Genomic DNA, 19,186 nt, shown 5'->3' with positions numbered 1-19,186 from the left:
ACTACACCTTTTTTAATTCGTAATTCCGCTTATCGACCAGCTTCTTATCATCCTTTTTAATAGAGCCTGACGCTATTAATTCAAGTATTGGCTTAACCCTGATCACATTCTGGATCTTTAAAGCAAGCTCAGGGTTTAATTCCTCTACTGATTCTACGAAAATCTTAATCTGATCCTGCCCCTGCTCATTTGTTACCACAGCCTGGAAAACCGGATACCCTGCTTCATTCAAGACCTGTGCAAGCTGTTTTTCTCTTACAAACATTCCTTTTACCTTTACTCCATCACTAACACGCCCCAGCACTCCTGCAATCCTTTTTCCCTCGTACCCTTTAACCCAGCGGGAGAGGTCGCCTGTGCCAAAGCGGATCAGCGGATAGCTTTTATCAAATAGAGTGACAACCACTTCTCCTTCTCCATCTGAAACCTCCCATCCAGTCTGCGGGTCACAGATTTGCACGATGGCAGAATCAGTTATTCTTAACCCAGGGCCCTGCTTGTCTTCAAATGCAATACATCCGCAATCCGCAGTCCCATAACCTTCATATACGGAAATCCCATTGTCTTCACACCTTTTCCGCATTTGTTCAGTCAGCATTTCAGCAGTAAAGAAAGCTTTGTTCAAGACAACATCATTTCCCATTTTCCATCCCTTTTCTTCAAGGGCATCAAGCAAAAGGTTAAAGAAGCTGGGAGTTCCCACATAGCCGGTTACCCTGATATCCTTCATGATCTGAATCTGCAGTTCCCGATTCCCGGTTCCCGCCGGTATGACAGTTGCTCCTAATTCACGGAGTGCCGAGTCAAACATAAAGCCTGCCGGTGAAAGATGATAGGAAAATGTATTCTGTACAATATCATTACTGTTAAACCCAGCTGCACTGAGAGCTTCTGCGAAACGCCAAAAATCCTTCTCGGTGGTTTGCGGATCATAAATTGGTCCTGGTGACATAAAGATTCGTGTCATCTCATTAGGCTTTACAGCGGCAAACCCTCCGAAGGGCTGGTCTGCAGATTGCAAATCCGGCAATCGATCTTTTTTAAGCACGGGAATTTTTTGTAAATCTTCTAGGGATAGAATATCACTTAGAGAAATATGTGCATCATCTATCTGACTTTTAAATCCTATGGCATTGTCATAGGCATGCTGGATCACTTCCTTCAGCTTTTCCACTACAGCCACCTCTTTCTTCTTTTATAAGATTTAATATCTTTATAGCTTTTCCGTCCTTTATCCCCCATTCCAAGGTAAAATTCTCGCACATCCTGATTGGAAAGAAGCCGATCCACCGTTCCATCCATCACAATCCGGCCGTTTTCCATGATGTATCCATAATCGGCAATCGATAAGGCAACATTGGCATTCTGCTCCACTACCAGGATCGTGGTCCCCTCTTCTTCATTGATTTTTTTTATGATCCCGAAAATCTCTTTTACTAATAGAGGGGCCAGTCCTAATGAAGGTTCATCGAGAAGCAGCACCTTTGGCTTTGCCATGATTCCCCTGCCAATGGCCAGCATTTGCTGCTCTCCTCCTGACAGATAACCGGCCTGCCTGTGCTTCAGCATTTCAAGCTTTGGAAAGTAATGATAGACTTTTTGGATATCACTTTTAATATTCTTCCGGTCTTTCCTGGTATGTGCACCTGCGATCAGGTTATCTTCCACAGAAAGGTGCTTGAACACCCGTCTTCCTTCCATGCACTGAAAAATGCCTTTCTTTACGATGGTTTCAGCATCGCTTACATCAATGCGCTCCCCATAAAGCTCGATAAACCCATCCGTCACTTCACCGTTTTCACTTTTCAAGAGGCCTGAAATCGCCTTAAGAGTGGTCGTTTTCCCGGCGCCATTGCTGCCGAGCAAAGCAACAATTTTTCCTTTTGGCACCACCATCGACATCCCTTTTAATACAAGGATGACGTTATCGTACATCACTTCGACATTGTTTATTGTCAGCATGCATCTGTCCTCCCGGCTTTTTCTCTATTATTCGTTTCAAGGTCAAGCTCTGTATCATTTGTTGTTTGCTGGTTTTCTTTGTTAATTTGCAGAAACAGAGCATTGTTTACTGATTAGGATAGTTTATTTGCCAAATTTCGAGTATATTTGCTAAGTTCAAAAGTTCCAGGCCTTTAAAGTGAACAAGGAGGCGGGTATAAGACCTCGCCCCCCATCATGTTAGTAGCCTATATAATCAGTGAACACTTCAAACTGGCCGTTCTTCACTTCTGCCAGGCGGATTTGGTTTGTACCAGCATGATTTTCAGGTGAAAAAGTAACCGGAGCGGCTAAACCGCCAAGATCCAGATTTGAAATCTTCTCCAGGCCTGCACGGATGCCTTCGCCTGAAGTCGGATCTTCAGCAAGCTTCATGCCTTCAACCATGATTTTGGCGGACACCCACCCCTGGATAAACTTTTGGTTCTTGTCTTCCAGCTTTTCACCCTTGCTTTCTACGAACTTCTTGATTTCTTCCATTCCAGGCAGATCTTCATATGGGAAGGCATGTGTGACGACCCCGATAAATCCTTCAGCCGCATCACCGGCAATAGGAAGCAAGCCTTCACCGGTAGCCCAGTTTAAACCGATAAATTGTGTATCTAAACCAAGCTTTTTAGCATCTTTTAGAATCGTTGCTGTTGCACCCCAGGTTTGATTGATAATCGCATAATCAGGATTTTTCTTTTCCATATTCAGTAATTGGGAGGTTGCATCAAGTGTTTTCAGGTCAACAATTTGTTCATCTACAATTTCAATGCCATTATCCTTGGCATAATTTTTAGCATCTTCAATTGGCGATTTGCCAAAAGCTGTATCATTGTAAATTAATGCTACAGTCGGTGTGCCGCCAGTGTGATTGTCTTTTATCCATTTCAGAACAGATCTTGCCTGATCGGAGTAGGAAGCCGCAGCCAGGAAGTTATATGGGCTTTCGTCAATATTTTTCAGGTTCTCTGAGTATGAAGCCGAAATGAATGGAAGTTTGTCAGCCGCCACCTGCTGTCGAAGGGCTTCTGTGTCACCCGTACCCCATCCTAAAATAGCCGATACTTTATCTTTTGATTTTAATTTCTGATACAGTTTTTGGGCTTCCGGAATTTTATAAGCATAGTCATCACCAATTAATTCGAGCTTATAGCCGTTAACCTCCTCGCCTGCTATGGATTCGAAAAATGCTTTTTCACCTTCTGCATATGGTGTTCCTACATCACCAGTACCGCCAGTAAGATCAAAGATACCGCCGATTTTGACAGTGCCGCCTTTCTTGACAGATGATGCCTCCTCGCTGCTTCCTGAACAGCCAGCCAGCATTCCAGCCATTAATGTTGCTGCCAATAAACCTTTCCAAACCTTCTTCATAATCTTCCCCCTCATTTTTTCCTCTTTTTTATAAAAAATTTGAAAGGAACACTTTCAAAATTTTCAGAAATTATTACCCGGGAATTAATAGGAAAACGGCCACAGTTTAAAATAGTCTTTGATGTTTTTCCATATTTTCGCCAGACCCTGCGGTTCATAGATCAGGAATAAGATAATCACAAGGCCGAATACTACTTCTTTCATTCCAATTAAGACAGCTGATAAGTCGGGAAAAACCCCGCTCATCAGTTCTACACCCGATCTTAGGACAACCGGAAGCAACGTGATAAATACTGCTCCGTAAATAGACCCGAATACGCTGCCCAGACCACCGACCAGTATGATTGCTAAGTATTCGATAGATACTGTAATGCTATAAAGCTCAGGACTTACAACCATTGTATAATGGCCCAGTAAAGCACCGGCAATGCCAACAAAGAATGAACTTACAATAAATGCCAATACTTTATATTTAAACAAATCGATACCCATAACCTCTGCCGCCACATCACGGTCACGGACTGCTATGAATGCCCTGCCGACCCTTGACCTGAAGAGGTTCAGGGTGAAGATAGCCGTAATAATCAGCACCACAAACATAAGATAGTAATAGCTCTGTTCACTGTAAAAGACAAAACTGCCAAGTTCAGGCCTGGATAGGACCATTCCGGCTGTTCCGCCAGTCAGCGCATCCCAGCGGGAAATAACAAACAAAATGATTACCTGTGCTGCAAGGGTAGCAATCGCCAAATATAATCCTTTTAGTCTTAAGGATGGCAGTCCAAATAGTCCGCCTACAATCGCCGTCACAATACCGGCTGTCGGCATGGCAATCCAAAAGCTTAATCCCAGCTTTGCTGTCAGAATGGCCGATGTATACCCGCCTACCCCCAGAAAGGCGCCTACCCCTATGGAAATCTGGCCTGTAAAGCCCGTCAGTATATTCAGTCCAATCGCACCAATAGCGGCAATTCCGCAAAGCGTAGCCAGCCCAATGATATAATCGGATGCAAACACCGGGAAGAATGCAAATACAGCCAGAAGAATGAATACGCGCATCCTTACTCTGGTTATCTTCCAGATAGCCATATCTTGTTTATAATTCACATGGAACTCTCCACAATCCATTACAAAAGGATTTCTCATCGGTTACACCCTCTCGATTTCTTTTTTCCGAACAAACCATATGGCTTGAACATAAGGATAAATACGAGGATGACAAACGGCATAACCTCTTTCAGACCCCCGCCAACCAATGGATCCAGATATCCGCCGGTCAGGCTCTCAAGAATGCCGATGATCAGCCCGCCGATGATGGCACCGGGAATACTGTCGAGTCCTCCAAGAATAGCAACCGGAAGGACCTTTAAGCCAATCGCTGAAAGGGATGCATTTACACCATTGATGTTTCCGAGAAGGATGCCTCCAACTGCTGAAACAATGGCAGCAATTGCCCAGGCCACTGCGAAAATCATTTTTACGCTGATTCCCATTGACATTGCTGCCTGCTGATCATCTGCAGTTGCTCTCATCGCAATTCCCAGCTTGGAATATTTGAAAAAGAGGGTGAAAATAACAAGCATCACCACAACGATCAAAAGTGACCATAAATAGACCGGTGCAATGACGATCTCTCCAATGTTAACAGGCTGTTCAGAGAAAATCCTTGGAAACACACGTGTCTCATGGCCCCAAATAATATGAACAATCCCGGCAAGAACACTCGATAAACCAATCGTCGCCATAATCATGGATATGACAGGTTCTCCAATAAAAGGCCTCAGAACTATCCGTTCAATAACAAATCCTAAAACAGCACTGAACATCAGCGCAATTAAAAGGGCTGCTATAAACGGGATGTTGTAGGCTGTAATTAGCGTTAAACAGACATACGTTCCAATTAAAAGGAACTCACCCTGAGCAAAGTTGATGGCGTCACTGGATTTATAAATAAGCACAAAGCCCAGTGCGACAAGTGCATAAACACTTCCTACCACGATGCCTGTTACGAGCATTTGCAAGAAAAATGTCATTAAGCTGCCCCCTCTCCTTCATCCATAAAAATCACCTGAAGGGTTGTTTGGATGGTTTGTTCCATGCCATCACGATACTTGATCGTGCCATTGACACGTATTTTTTTGTCCTCTGTATAAAGTCCATCGATTAAGGCCTGATATTTTTTAGCAACAAACTGCCTGCGGACTTTCTTTGTTCTTGTGAGCTCTTCATCATCTGCATCCAGTTCTTTATAAAGAAGAACGAATTTTTTCACCCGGGCTTTTTCAGGCAGAGTCTGATTGATTTCCTGGACCTGTTTTTCGATAAGATCCAGCACTTGAGGCTTGGAAGATAAATCGGTATAGGTGGTATAGCTGATTTGATTTTTCTCCGCCCAGCGCCCTACATTTTTCATGTCAATATTGATCATGGCAACCACATATGGGCGGTCCTTCCCGATTGCTACCGCTTCCTGTATGAATGAACTGAATTTCAGCTTATTTTCGATAAATTGCGGGGAGAACATTTCCCCCGTATCAAGGCGGATGACATCTTTAATCCGGTCAATGATATACAAATGCCCTTCCTCATCCAGCCTTCCTGCATCCCCTGTATACAGCCACCCATCCTGAATGGTTTCAGTTGTGCTTTTCTCATTTTTGTAATACCCCTTGCAGACACTTGCGCTTTTGATCAGAATTTCTCCTTCTTCAGAAATTTTCACTTCTGTACCCGGTATTGGAATTCCAACACTATCAAGCTTAATGTCGCCATCTCTGTGCACAATGGAAATGCCGGCAACTTCTGTCTGACCGTAAATGCTTTTTACATTGACTCCTATACTGTGAAAGAATTCAAATACATCTGGACCCAAAGGGGCACCGCCGGTATAAGCACGCTTGATCTTCAAAAGTCCAAAGTGATCGCGGATTGCACTGAACATCACATAATCAGCAATTTTATAAAGAGCTCTCGTACCGGTGCTGACAGGTTTATTGCCAAAATGGGCTTTAGCTACCTTCTCGCCTATCGGCTTGCACCAGTTATATATCTTTCTTTTCAGCCAGCCGCTGTCCTGAATTCTGACCTGAAAGCGCGACACCATATCTTCATAGATTCTGGGCGGAGAAAACATAACCTGTGGCCCAATTTCCCGCAGGTCTTCCAATACGGTTGCCGGCTCTTCCGGGAAATTAATCGTCATCCCATTATATAAGCCCATGGCAAGAGTCATCATCTGTTCCCCGATCCAGGCAAGAGGAAGGAATGAAACATATTCATCCTTATCTGTCAGCGGATCAATGTCTGAAAGATTTTTAGCCATATCGATCAGATTCCGGTAAGTAAGCATCGTTCCTTTTGGATTGCCTGTCGTTCCTGAAGTATATGATAAAATTGCCACGTCATCTGCAGACCCCTTATCAGCTTCCTCTGTAAATAAATCAGGCTGTCCTGAGTGATAACTTCGTCCCATTTCCAGAACTTCGTTAAATTCCAGCAGAAAATCCTCCCGGTACCCCCTCATGCCGCGTGAATCATAATAAATTATCGTCCTCACTTTAGGAATGGAGTCTTTAATTTCCAGCAATTTATCCACTTGCTCCTGGTCCTCCGCAACGATTATGGTTGCGTCACAATTATCGATAATGTAACTTAGTTCAGCAGATAGGGATTCCTGATAAATTCCTACTGAAATGCCGCCTAAGCTTTGCGCAGCAAGCTCGCTGATTACCCATTCGGGCCTGTTATCGCCAATAATGGCAAGCTTATCTTCTCTTTTCAGACCCAAAGATGCCAAACCCAGGCTGAAATTCTTTACTTTGTCCAGGAACGCTTCATAAGTGATTTCATTCCAAATTCCAAATTCCTTTTCTCTTAAAGCAACTTGTGACCCATTCTTGTAAGCCCTTTCAATCAGCAGCTGCGGAAACGTTTTGCTCATAAAATCGCTCCCCCCTCCTAAAAATATGAAAATCACTTTAGGTATAGTTTTTATACGGCATTCTCTTCTCCCAGATAGGCTTCTATGACTTTAGGATTATTCTGAATCTCTTCCGGTGTCCCATAGCCAATCAGCTTCCCGAAATCAAGAACTGCAATGTGATCGGATAAGTCCATTACAACTCCCATATCGTGTTCAATTAATATAATGGTTGTGTTCATTTCTTCGTGAATATCGATAATGTATCTGGCCATGTCCTCTTTTTCCTCACTATTCATGCCTGCCATCGGCTCATCCAGAAGGAGAATTTCAGGTTCCAGTGCCAAAGCCCTGCCGGTTTCGACCCTTTTCTGCAGTCCATATGAAAGAGTTCCCACTGGGGTATTGCGGATATCCTCGATTTCAAGAAAATCGATCACCTGCTCAACTTTTTTCCGATGTTCAATTTCCTCTCTCTGCGCCTTTCCCCAATAGAGCCCTCCGGCAAGCAGCCCGGTTTTCATTCTCACATGCCTGCCAAGCATCAGATTGTCCAAAACAGACAAATGCGGGAAAAGCTCGATATTCTGAAAAGCACGGGCAATGCCCATACTAGCTCTTTTGTGTGGTTTATACCTTGTAATATCTTCCCCCTTAAAATAAATCGATCCGGATGAAGGTTTGTACAGTCCGCTAATGCAATTCAGCATACTTGTCTTACCTGCTCCATTTGGACCAATCAGCGAAAAAATCTCCCCCTCCTGCACCCCATACGAGACATGGTCTAGAGCTGTTACGCCTCCAAACCTTAAAGTAGCATCCTTTATCTCCAAAATTCCCAATCTTTTAACCCCCTTTAATTCGATTGGTGAAATATTTTTCATAAAATTACGAATAGTTTTAATATTCTTTATACAAGTGTTTTCTCCTTTTAATATTTTAAATATTTTTCTCTCCTAAGCTATTTTTCATTTTTATGTGATTGGAAATATTGATATGACAAATTCCTTATGTGTAAGTATTTTTCACTATGAAGATGGTGATATATTAGCTGGGTCGAGTAAATTAATAAAAGCTGGACACACATGTGCCCAGCCGTAAAGCGAATTCTATTAATCTTCAAATTTTATAACGATACGCCCATTTATTTTCCCTTTTTCAAGATCATCAAAGACTCTATTAATTTCTTCAAGGGATGCCGTTTCCACTATAGTTTTTACTTTGCCGTCTGCTGCAAATTGGAGGGCTTCCTGCAGATCCTTTCTTGTTCCGACAATAGAACCGACAATGCTGACACCGTTCAGAACTGTATCAAAGATCGGAACTTCCATAACTTCAGGCGGCAATCCCACGGCTACGCATTTTCCTCCGCGTTTGACAGCACGATATGCTTCATTGAAAGCATGTTTAGACACTGCCGTGCATATGGATGCTTGAACCCCGCCAATTTTGCGCTGTATGAAGACAGCAGAATCCTCAACTTTAGGATTAACAATTAAATCTGCACCCAAATCTTTTGCCAGCTCCAGCTTTTCGTTAAATGTATCGACGGCCACGACCTTTAATCCCATGGCTTTTGCATATTGGACTGCTACATGTCCAAGGCCTCCAATACCATAAACAGCGACCCATTCACCCGGCTTTGCTTCCCCTACCTTGAGCGCTTTATATGTCGTTACACCAGCACAAAAAATCGGTGCTGCCTCAACATAGTCAAGAGAATCAGGAACCTTCACCACATATCGGGCATCAGCGAGACAATATTCTGCGTATCCGCCATTAATGGAATATCCCGCGTTCAGCTGATTATGGCAAAGTGTTTCACGCCCGGTTAAGCAGTATTCACAATGTCCGCAGGCAGAATATAGCCAAGGCACTCCGACTCGGTCTCCAGCCTTCAAATGTGTAATGCCTTCTCCCACTTCTACAACTTCTCCGACCCCTTCATGACCCGGGATAAGAGGAAGTGCCGGTTTAACAGGCCAGTCACCATGTGCAGCATGTAAATCAGTATGGCAAACACCACAGGCTTTTATTTTTACTAATACATCATTTTTTCCAACGGATGGTACTCTTACATTTTCAATTTCCAGGCTTTCCTTAAATTTATGCACAACTGCTGCTTTCATCATGTTTTCACTGCTGCATTGTTCACACATGTCTGTCACCTCAATTGTAATTTAGGAATATCAACTACATCGTCATTGTCTAACAAAACATGTTGTCCGGCAATGAATTTGTGAATCATTTCACAAATGTGACGATAATTTTTTACAGCTTTGCAAACAAACCATTTTTTGACTTGCTATTTGCTCTTAACGATATCTTTATTAGTCAGCAGGTACTATTATAAAAGTAATGAATCATATGGAGGATTTTTGAATGCCTGGAAATCAAAGAAAATACAGTAAAAGACAAACGGCCATTGTGATCGGAGGGAGCATCGCCGGCATGCTGGCGGCAAGGGTCCTTTCAGACTCCTTCGAAAAGGTCATTATTATCGAAAAAGATGGAGAACAGCCAAAGGGTTGCCCGCGAAAAGGGGTACCACAGGCCGCTCAGGGTCATGTTCTTCTGAAGAGCGGAGAGAAAATACTTGAGGACCTTTTTCCGGGTCTGATAGCTGAAATGATAAAAGGAGGTTCTATACCTGCCGATTTTGCCACTGACATAGCCTGGCACCACCATGGAAGCTGGAAAATCAGATATAACTCAGGCTGCTCTATTATTCAGCAAAGCCGTCCATTTCTTGAATATCATCTTCGCAAAAGAATAGATCAGATTCAAAATATACATACTTTATATAACACAAGGGTCAAAGGTTTCGCCTTAAACGGTTCAAGAATTACGGGTATTGAAGCGGATACCGCAGAAGGCAATGCTATATATACTGCCGATTTAACTGTTGATGCATCCGGTGCCAGCAGTCTTGCACTTATGTGCCTCGACAAGCTCGGGGTGGCCCAGCCAAAGAAAACAGAGATATCTATCAACTTATTCTATGCAAACCGTATTTATAGAAGGATCCGGTCAGATAGTGAATGGAAAAGTTTATTGGTTTATCCGAATCCCCCTCTGCAATCCTTTGGAGGATCCATCTCTCCAACCGAGAACAATGAATGGATGATTACCCTCTTTGGATATGGTGCCAATAATCCGCCAGCGGATAACAATGAATTTCTCGAGGCAGCGAAAAACCTGGAAAGGCCGCATATTTATGATTGCATAAAAAATGGAGAACCTGCTTCAGATATAAAGGTATACCGTTTTCCTTCCATGAGGCGATATCATTTCGAAAAAATGAAGACCTTTCCTAAAGGACTGCTTGTCATGGGTGATGCTTTTTGCCGGATCGATCCGGTATTTGCGCAGGGAATGAGCATTGCTGCAAAGGAAGCAATGGCATTGCAGGAAATCCTTATAAGTGCAGGAGAAGCGGATGCGGACCCGTATAATTTCCATAGAAAAATCAGCAAAATAGTGGATATCCCCTGGTTAATTGCTTTAACTGAGGATTTTAGATTCTCCCATACAGCCGGGGCTAAACCTTTGGGACTGCCCCTTCTTCAATGGTATGTCAAAAAAGTGGTCAATGCCTGTTCATATGATCCCTATACATATGACTGCTTTATGAAAGTGCTCCATCTGCAGGCCCATCCGGCAGTATTGTTCACCCCAAGAGCAGTAAGGAATATTTTTCGAAGGCGAAAGAAATAAATTAATTTCCCTCTATGAATATGGATTACTTTGCAGGTATATGTTACTCTTAATCTTTAGAATAGGAAGTGATGATATTGATAAAAATTGAAATACCAGAACCTAGTCTCGTCATTACAAGAAACAGACAAACGGGACAGGCAGGAGAAAGTGACCTTAGCAGTGTCTATGGATTCACAGATTATCATAAGATACCAAGAGACAAGGGCGGCATGATTCTATTTTTTGATGCGAAAGAAGATCTGCTCTTTGTAGGAAAGGCCCGCAAATTAAGACAGCGGGTTAAAAAGCATTTTGAAGACAATGTTTCCCCTATAAAAAATCATCGTGATGATGTCCATAAAATTGCGGTAATTTACGTGGAAGACAGCATGGAGCGCGAGATTTATGAGACTTATATCATCAATGCCCTTCAGGCAAAATATAATATCGACAAAGTATTTTACAAATAAAAAAAGGCCATCTCGGCCTTTTTTTGTTTAATCAATTTCTTTTTTGTTTTTGCCTTTTATGAATCGGTATGTCAAATACGCAATGTAAAGCGGTATCGCAATATAAATCAAATCGGGAAACGGCCCGTAAGAGCCCTTGTAAATAACGTACAGAACACTTCCCAGAAAAACGGTAACAATTGTTCCGTATTTCGGAAGGGGAACTTCTTTAAAGCTGGGAATCCGGATTCTGCTTACCATAAGAAAGCAGAGTGCGGTGAATACAACCGTTGTAATGATATTGGGTATATGCTCACCAAAAAGGGTCAATATTGCCATGATTCCGCCTGCTGCAGTTATCGGAACTCCAATAAAATAGTTCAAAGAGGATTTTGGCGGACTGATATTGAATCGGGCAAGCCGATATGCGCCAAATAAAGGAAAAAGACCTGACACAGCTAATCCAAGTATTCCAAATTGAAAAAAGTATGTATAAAAGACCAAAAATGAAGGGGCAACGCCAAATGTAACAATATCTGCCAGAGAATCAAGTTCTTTTCCAAGTGTACTATCCGCTTTCAGCATTCTGGCCAGCCTGCCGTCCATGCTGTCAAGCATCATACCGATTAAGATTAATATGGCTGCATTTTTAAATTCTCCATTGGCAGCCATGCCGATTGAAAGAAAGCCGCAATATAAATTACCCAAAGTGACCATATTGGGGATTGTTTTAATAAAACGCACTAGTGACCATCACACTCCAAAATTTGAAAAAGATTATTTTAATATATATTCCCTTTCATTATACCATTTAATCCTAGCTACATCCCTCCCTTTCGTAAATCAAAAGTAAAAATCCATTTATTTAGTTACTTGTCTATACCTATTTTGAAATTAATCATTAAATATAGTAAGGAGGTGATTTATTTGTTATCTTTTAATTCCGATGAACACTATTGCTCGGGTAAAGAAGGATTTTCAAAAGCTCCGGGCAAAATTTATGTAACCAATGATTTCATTCCCCAATTTTTTGACCAGAACACATCCATACCATCCACAGTCAGCCTCAACAGCGCTAAAGGGAAATCCCATTTTTACTTTGATCCGATGAACAATACCATTACAGTTAAGGAAAACGGTATTTATTTTCTTCAGTTCAGCGTACAAGTATTTGCTGCTGCAGGACAGGCGAATCTGCCGCTGAAATTTGAGCTTCAGCGGAATGGCGGAACTCTCATCAACTCCCAAACATCTTTTAATAACAATAACTTTGACGTAGATTATGCAACTTCCACTTTATTGCTGGAAGAGCTGGAGAAGGGAGATAAGATCCGTCTTGTACTATCCGGCCCTTCGCCTTTCCCCCAAGGAAGAGTGACTCGCCTGGATTTCGCCAGTGTCACCATTTTTGAGGCATAATAAATGAAAAATCCCTAATCATCCTCAAGATTAGGGACTCTTTAATCATTCCGGTCATATTTTAATATTTCTCTTTGCAATACTGCTTAGAACTTCCTCATTATGTTCTCCTAATTTTGGAGGCCCCCCCATTGCTGATTCTATTCCGCCATGCATTTTTACCAAAGGGTAATTTTGGGTAGTATCTAAAATTCCGTTAAATAGCGGAAAGTCTTGCAATTCGCCGGTCTCCAATACAGGAGTCAGACAGCAATCTGCGTCACGGCCAAATTCAGTCCACTCTTTTAATGTCCTGCTTCTAAATAATTCGGTTATCTCCAAAAAGACAGGATTATCGCCAGAGGCACTGGAAAGATGATAATCAATCCACTCCTCCCTTCCTGCACTCTTACAGAAGTTTATCCAGAACTTCGGCTCCAGAGCAGCAAGTGCAGCAAACCGGTTATCCTTTGTTTCATAAAGAGAATAGGCAACGATTTCCCCGTTTAATACAGAAAGCCCATTAGGATATCCTGTCTTATTTTCAATGAGCAAATGGTTCCCCATGGTGGAAGCCATCACTTCGGCAATTGAAATGCAATGATGCCCGCCTTTTCCGGACATTTTGCCGGAAAGCAGTGCAGCCAATATCCTTTCACTGGCTGCCATTCCTCCCATAAAATCCGCTATTGTGTTGGACGGGTGAACAGGACGGCCGCTGCGGTCCTTCAGCTGGGCAAGGACCCCGCTTACGGCCATATAATTTAAATCATGGCTTCCTAAATATTGATAGTCTTCATTCTCACCGTAGCCTGTAAGAGAGCAATAAACGATATTTGGTTTATGCTTTTTCACACTCTCATAATCCAGACCCAGCTTTTTCATTACACCAGGCCGAAAACTTTCTAGCACCGCATCACTTTCTGAAATCAGCATAAGGGCAGCATTTCTTCCTTCTTCGCTCTTCAGGTTAAGTGTAATGCTTTTTTTGCCGCGGTTATTGGCGGCAAACACTGCACCTGTTCCTTCTATTTTGATATCCAGATGCCTTCCGGGGTCACCGGCTTCCGGTTCCACTTTTATCACTTCTACTCCAAGCTCTGCAAGCCTCTGGGAAGCAAACGGTCCAGGAAGATAGTTGGAAAAGTCGATCACTCTTATGCCTTTTAACATCTTGCATTCCTTCTTCCGGCTAGATTTTCCCTTCAGCGAACAGATCCTCCAGCTGCTTTCGGAGCATGAACTTTTGAATCTTGCCGCTCGCATTTCTTGGCAGTGCTTCACAGAAAACATATTTTCTCGGCCGCTTATAATTGGCGAGTTCATCACTATTCCTGCATAATTCATCGAGTTCTTCTTCAGAGAGTGCCGGATCTTTTTTGACAACGAAAGCTGTGACGGTTTCACCCCAGCGGTCATCCGGCTGGCCGATCACTGCCACATCCAGAACCCCATTATGGGTATATAAAAGATCCTCCACTTCACGGGGATAAATATTTTCTCCGCCGCTGATGATCATATCGTCGACTCTGTCTTTGACGAACAAAAAGCCATCGTCATCCAGATAACCGATGTCACCAGAGTGGTACCAGCCTCTATGCATGGCATGATCGGTTGCCTCGTCCCGATTGAAGTAACCACTCATCATGCATGGGCCTTTTACGATGATTTCACCCGTTTCTCCAGGAAGCATCACATCATCTGGATCTGATGGACCATTCTCATTCGGCCTGACAATCCTGATTTCATGGTTTAAACAGGCCTGTCCTGCAGATCCAGCTTTCCTGATTTGATCATCTTCCGATAAAAATGTAATCGCCGGACCCATCTCGGTCATTCCATATGCCTGTACCAGGGAGATGCCTAATTTTTCACGGCAAGCATACACAAGAGCAGGAGCCATCGGTGCCGCACCATACAGTCCCAGCTTCAGGCTTTCCAAATTATAATGGTCCAAGTTTTCCTGAAGCAGCATATTCCACATGGTCGGTGCCGCAAAAAACTTTGTGATTTTTTCTTCTGAAATTAACCGCAATACTTCCTTTGCATCAAAGTGATGGAGGATGGTATTGGCAGCACCCACATGCACCCTTGGCAGAAAGGCACAGTGAAGCTCTGCGCAGTGGAACATAGGTGCAGTCACGAGTCCGTTGTCATTGCTTTCAAGCTTTGTCGCTCCTATAACAATTAGACTCTGTTCAGCCATATCCCTGTGTCTGTGGACTACACCCTTCGGCCTTCCCGTGGTGCCGCTTGTGTACATGATGGCGTACAAATCATTTTCATGTATTTCAATGTCTATTTCATCAGGCGATGCTGCATCGACCTTTTCCCGGTAGGATGAAGCGTATGCTGGCGGATTTTCATCAATGTACCAGAATTCTGTATGCGGAAAACGCTTAGCGATGGGGGTAATGCCGGATTCCAGCATTTGTTCAAATAACACTACTTTTGGCTCTGCATCCTGGAGGATATAAGCAATTTCTTCCGACATCAGCCTAAAGTTGATCGGATTAAACACGGCGCCGATTTTTGCACAGGCAAAGAATGCGGTAGCAAGCTCCTCAGTGTTAAAAAGGCAGGTTGAAACCCTGTCACCCTTCCTGACGCCTGCATTTATTAAAGCATTGGCCAATTTATTGATCTCAAAACTCCATTCCTTATAGGTAAAACGCAGATTTTTTCTGACATCATACAGAGCTTCTTTATCCGGAAATTTCCCGGCAGTAAGATCAAAAATTCTTCCTATAGTAGTTGTCATTTTCATTCCTCCCCATTTTTTCAATCTAATCGTTCAATAATAGTCGCATTCGCCATCCCAAGACCTTCACACATCGTCTGCAGTCCATAGCGCCCTCCTGTTCTTTCGAGTTCATGCATCATGGTGACCATCAGCCGTGCACCGCTTCCGCCTAAAGGATGGCCGAGTGCAATGGCACCCCCATTTGGGTTAAGCTTTGCCGGATCCGCACCTGTTTCTTTCAGCCAGGCAAGCGGTACAGGAGCGAATGCTTCGTTCACTTCGAATACATCGATGTCCTCAATAGCCAGTCCTGCTTTATTTAACGCGTTTTCTGTTGCGGGTATTGGTCCAGTCAGCATTAATGTAGGATCTGAGCCTACTGCCGTACGTGCTAGAATTTTGAACCTTGGTTTCATTCCAAGCTCCTCTGCCTTTTCACACGACATTATTAATAGGGCTGCAGCTCCATCGCTGATTTGGCTGGAATTTCCTGCATGAATCACACCATTCTCTTTAAAAACAGTTTTTAAGCTTGCCAATGCTTCCAGAGAGGTTTCCTTTCTTGGCCCGGCGTCTTCTGTTACAGTCAAAAGCTGTCCATCAGACATTGTCACATTTAATGATGCAATTTCTCTCTTAAACCGGCCTTCAGCCTGGGCTTTTAAAGCCTTCTGATGACTCTCAAATGAATAGCGGTCCAGCTCATCTCTTGTAAATCCATATTTTTCAGCAATGCGTTCAGCTGATAAGCCCTGGTGGATGATTTCATGTCTGTCTTTCAGTTTTTCACTGAAACCAACCCCCTGATAGCTGGAGCCGATAGGAACACGGGACATGCTTTCCACCCCTCCTGCGATCACAATATCCATATCCCCTGCTAAAATAGCCTGAGCTGCAAAATGAACAGCCTGCTGGCTGGATCCGCATTGGCGGTCTATGGTTGTACCCGGCACTTCAATCGGAAAACCTGCGATCAATGCAGCGACCCTTGCAATATCCCCTGTTTGCTCGCCTATTTGCGAGACACAGCCAAGAATGACATCATCAATCATTTCGGGCTTCAGGCCTGCACGTTTCACAAGTGCCTTTAGTGCTTCTGCAGCCAAATCATCCGCCCTGATGTCCTTTAGTAAGCCGTTTTTTCTTCCTACTGGTGTTCTGACCCCTTCGACAATGACAGCTTCACGCATATTTACTCCTCCTATAAAGTGAAACTTCAATCAGTGGGGGTTTTCCTTATCCCCCACTGATTGTTAGTCGCGTTCTAGTGTCGCTAAGATCTCCGCTAGCGCTTCGATCAATCGACACTACGAACCCGATTGGTTCAACTAAGCCTCTGCCTGCGCGTCGGCAAGTTTCACTGTATCTCACCAATCGGACCTTTACGGGCAGTTTGCCCCCCAATTATCCTCCTTTGATTCCTCTGAGTCTTGATGTGGGGGTCTTACTGCCCGTTAGACTGCGATAAACCCATGTTCTTCGCAATGATCGTTTTCATGATTTCATTTGTGCCTGCATATATGCTGGCGACTGGTATATCTCTGAACCTCCTTGCAATCTCGTATTCTTCCATATAGCCATAGCCGCCATGAAGCTGCATGCATTCAGCTGCAATCTTGCGGGCATTTTCTGTCAGCTTCCATTTCGCCATGGAGACCTTTGTAACTACATTTATTCCTGCCATATGCTCTGAGATCAGTTGATCAAGAAATACCCTTCCCATCTCAATATCTGTTGCCATTTCGGCTATTTTAAATTGAGTGTTCTGAAACTGGCTGACCGGTTTTCCGAATGCGTCGCGATTCTTTACATAATTTATTGTTAAACTAAGCATTTCTTCGGCAGCTACCTGAGCAGCAATTGCCACGACAAGCCTTTCCTGCTGCAGCTTATCCATTAAATATAGAAAACCTTTTCCTTCTTCACCGATCAGATTTTCTTTCGGAACCCTGCAATCTTCGAAAACTAACTCTGCCGTATCCTGACAATGAAGACCGACCTTGTTTAATTTCCTCCCTCTTGAAAACCCATCTGTTCCCCTCTCGACCGCAAGCAGGCTGACGCCTTTATGCCGGGGGACTGCATGGGGGTCTGTTTTACAGGCTATGATGATTAAATCGGAATGAATTCCATTGGTAATAAAGGTCTTTTCGCCATTCACTATGTAATGGTCCCCATCAAGCCTTGCAGTCGTTCTGATGCCTGCTAAATCAGAGCCGGCGCCAGGTTCGGTCATGGCGATTGCTGTAATGATTTCACCCGCAGCACACTTCGGCAGCCACCTTTCCTTTTGTTCATCAGTTCCATAAGCAGTAATGTATGGGACGACGATATCATTGTGGAGCCCAATTCCCACCATCCCTGAGCCAACCCGTTCAAGTTCTTCATTGATAATGACTGAGAAGCCCCAATCAACATTGCTTCCGCCATACTTTTCTTCAATATCAGGGCATAAAAAACCCTGCTCCCCCATCTTGCGCCAAAACTCACGGGGAATGATTCTATCCGCTTCCCATTTGTCATAATTCGGATAGGCTTCTTTCTCTAAGAACTTTCGCAGAGATTCTCTAAAAATTTCATGCTCTTCCTGCAGGTATGTCGCAGCCATACTATGAACCTCCGAAACTAAAATTTTTTTGGCATAACACAAAGTATTATCTATTGCCTTTGTAAAGGCTTACAATTATATTGTACAAAAATTAACTATATTTTTAGAACATTTAAAATTCATTTTTCAGAAAAACCTTTCTTTCAAGGTTCACTGAGTTACTTCGCCTGCATTCGGATGCCCCCATCCAGCCTGATCGTCTCTCCATTCAGCATCGGATTCACTAATATACTTTCAGCCAGTCTGGCATACTCCTCAGGATATCCAAGCCTTGAAGGAAAAGGCACCATTTTCCCCAATGAATCCCTCGCCTCCTGAGGCAGTGATTCAAACATGGGAGTGTTAAACAATCCAGGGGCAATCGTCATTACACGAATCCCATAACCCGAAAGCTCCCTGGCGATCGGCAGGGTCATGCCAACCACTCCGCCTTTGGATGCACTATAGGCTGCCTGGCCAATTTGTCCTTCAAATGCTGCGACTGAAGCCGTATTAATAATCACACCTCTTTCTCCTTCTTCATTCGGGTCATTCTTTGCCATTTGTTCTGCAGCCAGACGAATGACATTAAAAGTCCCAATCAGATTTATCATAATGACGTTTTGGAACATGTCCAGAGAATGGACGCCTTTTCGGCCCAGCAGCTTTGCGGCAATTCCGATGCCGGCGCAGTTAACTGCAGTATTAATACTGCCAAATTGTTCAGAAGCAAATGCCACTGCCCTCTGTACGTCTTCTTCTTTTGTAACATCCGTTTTCATAAAAAGAACATTTTCACCCAGTTCCCTGATTAGATGTGCCGCCCGATCTTCCGCCAAATCTGCAATAAGGACCTTCCCTCCGCATCCGGTTATTTTTCTCACTGTCGCCTCCCCAAGCCCCGAAGCACCACCCGTAATTATAGCTCTGCATTCTTTCAATTCCATAATGAACCTCCTATTATTAATCAGGTTTTCTATGAAGTCATTTCCATTTGCAAAGGTGATTTTCCTGCTGAATGGCTGATT

Annotated in this window: 17 protein-coding genes; 3 read left to right on the top strand and 14 right to left on the bottom strand. The window is 43.4% G+C overall.

The window, feature by feature from the left end; genetic code table 11:
• Position 1: 1 nt before the first annotated feature.
• The 8 genes from LLY41_RS09440 to adhP form a co-directional block, all read right to left on the bottom strand.
• On the bottom strand, positions 2-1,174 hold the full coding sequence (locus LLY41_RS09440; protein WP_095245384.1) for a phenylacetate--CoA ligase family protein: 1,173 nt from the start codon (positions 1,172-1,174) through the stop codon (positions 2-4).
• Complete coding sequence (locus tag LLY41_RS09435) at positions 1,174-1,962, bottom strand: ABC transporter ATP-binding protein (protein ID WP_095245383.1); 789 nt, start codon at positions 1,960-1,962, stop codon at positions 1,174-1,176. The genes LLY41_RS09440 and LLY41_RS09435 overlap by 1 nt, the downstream gene beginning before the upstream one ends.
• Before the next feature lie 219 nt (positions 1,963-2,181).
• Entirely contained in the window at positions 2,182-3,363 is a 1,182-nt protein-coding gene (locus tag LLY41_RS09430) for an ABC transporter substrate-binding protein (protein ID WP_304587691.1), read from the bottom strand.
• Positions 3,364-3,447: 84 nt separating this feature from the next.
• Positions 3,448-4,509 carry a branched-chain amino acid ABC transporter permease gene (locus LLY41_RS09425; RefSeq protein ID WP_304587690.1) on the bottom strand — a complete coding sequence of 354 codons (1,062 nt, stop codon included), beginning with the start codon at positions 4,507-4,509 and terminating at the stop codon, positions 3,448-3,450.
• Positions 4,506-5,396, bottom strand: coding sequence for a branched-chain amino acid ABC transporter permease (locus LLY41_RS09420; RefSeq protein WP_304587688.1), 891 nt, complete (start codon positions 5,394-5,396; stop codon positions 4,506-4,508). The genes LLY41_RS09425 and LLY41_RS09420 overlap by 4 nt, the downstream gene beginning before the upstream one ends.
• Complete coding sequence (locus tag LLY41_RS09415; RefSeq protein ID WP_304587686.1) at positions 5,396-7,303, bottom strand: AMP-binding protein; 1,908 nt, start codon at positions 7,301-7,303, stop codon at positions 5,396-5,398. Before LLY41_RS09415 ends, LLY41_RS09420 begins: the two co-directional genes overlap by 1 nt.
• 50 nt (positions 7,304-7,353) lie before the next feature.
• Positions 7,354-8,124, bottom strand: coding sequence for an ABC transporter ATP-binding protein (locus LLY41_RS09410; RefSeq protein ID WP_095245378.1), 771 nt, complete (start codon positions 8,122-8,124; stop codon positions 7,354-7,356).
• A 270-nt stretch (positions 8,125-8,394) separates the two neighbouring features.
• On the bottom strand, positions 8,395-9,411 hold the full coding sequence (gene adhP, locus LLY41_RS09405; protein WP_304588020.1) for an alcohol dehydrogenase AdhP: 1,017 nt from the start codon (positions 9,409-9,411) through the stop codon (positions 8,395-8,397).
• Between the two features lie 253 nt (positions 9,412-9,664).
• Here adhP and LLY41_RS09400 point away from each other — a divergent pair, with 253 nt between their 5' ends.
• Together LLY41_RS09400 and LLY41_RS09395 are read left to right on the top strand one after the other, a co-directional pair.
• Positions 9,665-10,999 (top strand): FAD-dependent oxidoreductase, encoded by a 1,335-nt coding sequence (locus LLY41_RS09400; RefSeq protein WP_304587684.1) that lies wholly within the window; start codon positions 9,665-9,667, stop codon positions 10,997-10,999.
• 77 nt (positions 11,000-11,076) lie between these two features.
• Positions 11,077-11,451 carry a nucleotide excision repair endonuclease gene (locus tag LLY41_RS09395; protein WP_304587683.1) on the top strand — a complete coding sequence of 125 codons (375 nt, stop codon included), beginning with the start codon at positions 11,077-11,079 and terminating at the stop codon, positions 11,449-11,451.
• A 27-nt stretch (positions 11,452-11,478) separates the two neighbouring features.
• On the opposite strand, the gene pssA is transcribed toward LLY41_RS09395, so the two are convergent.
• Positions 11,479-12,174, bottom strand: a complete 696-nt coding sequence (gene pssA, locus LLY41_RS09390; protein WP_048011058.1) for a CDP-diacylglycerol--serine O-phosphatidyltransferase — start codon at positions 12,172-12,174, stop codon at positions 11,479-11,481.
• 183 nt (positions 12,175-12,357) lie between these two features.
• On the opposite strand from pssA, the gene LLY41_RS09385 reads away from it, so the two are divergent.
• Positions 12,358-12,849: a hypothetical protein gene (locus LLY41_RS09385; protein WP_304587680.1), complete on the top strand. Its 492-nt coding sequence runs from the start codon at positions 12,358-12,360 to the stop codon at positions 12,847-12,849.
• 54 nt (positions 12,850-12,903) lie between these two features.
• On the opposite strand, the gene LLY41_RS09380 is transcribed toward LLY41_RS09385, so the two are convergent.
• The 5 genes from LLY41_RS09380 to LLY41_RS09360 all read right to left on the bottom strand — a co-directional run bounded on the left by LLY41_RS09380 (position 12,904) and on the right by LLY41_RS09360 (position 19,105).
• Entirely contained in the window at positions 12,904-14,001 is a 1,098-nt protein-coding gene (locus LLY41_RS09380; protein WP_304587678.1) for a CaiB/BaiF CoA transferase family protein, read from the bottom strand.
• Between the two features lie 19 nt (positions 14,002-14,020).
• On the bottom strand, positions 14,021-15,589 hold the full coding sequence (locus LLY41_RS09375; RefSeq protein ID WP_304587676.1) for a fatty acid--CoA ligase: 1,569 nt from the start codon (positions 15,587-15,589) through the stop codon (positions 14,021-14,023).
• 20 nt (positions 15,590-15,609) lie between these two features.
• The gene (locus LLY41_RS09370; RefSeq protein WP_304587674.1) at positions 15,610-16,761 is read right to left on the bottom strand and encodes a thiolase family protein; all 1,152 of its coding nucleotides are present in this window, start codon (positions 16,759-16,761) and stop codon (positions 15,610-15,612) included.
• A gap of 254 nt (positions 16,762-17,015) precedes the next feature.
• Complete coding sequence (locus tag LLY41_RS09365; RefSeq protein ID WP_304587672.1) at positions 17,016-18,179, bottom strand: acyl-CoA dehydrogenase family protein; 1,164 nt, start codon at positions 18,177-18,179, stop codon at positions 17,016-17,018.
• Between the two features lie 158 nt (positions 18,180-18,337).
• Positions 18,338-19,105, bottom strand: coding sequence for a 3-hydroxyacyl-CoA dehydrogenase (locus LLY41_RS09360; RefSeq protein WP_304587671.1), 768 nt, complete (start codon positions 19,103-19,105; stop codon positions 18,338-18,340).
• Between the last annotated feature and the right edge of the window lie 81 nt (positions 19,106-19,186).

This window comes from Cytobacillus firmus (assembly GCF_023612095.1).
In the GTDB taxonomy this organism is placed as follows: Bacteria; Bacillota; Bacilli; order Bacillales; family Cytobacillaceae; genus Cytobacillus.
This window is presented reverse-complemented; position numbering and strand designations above follow the sequence as displayed.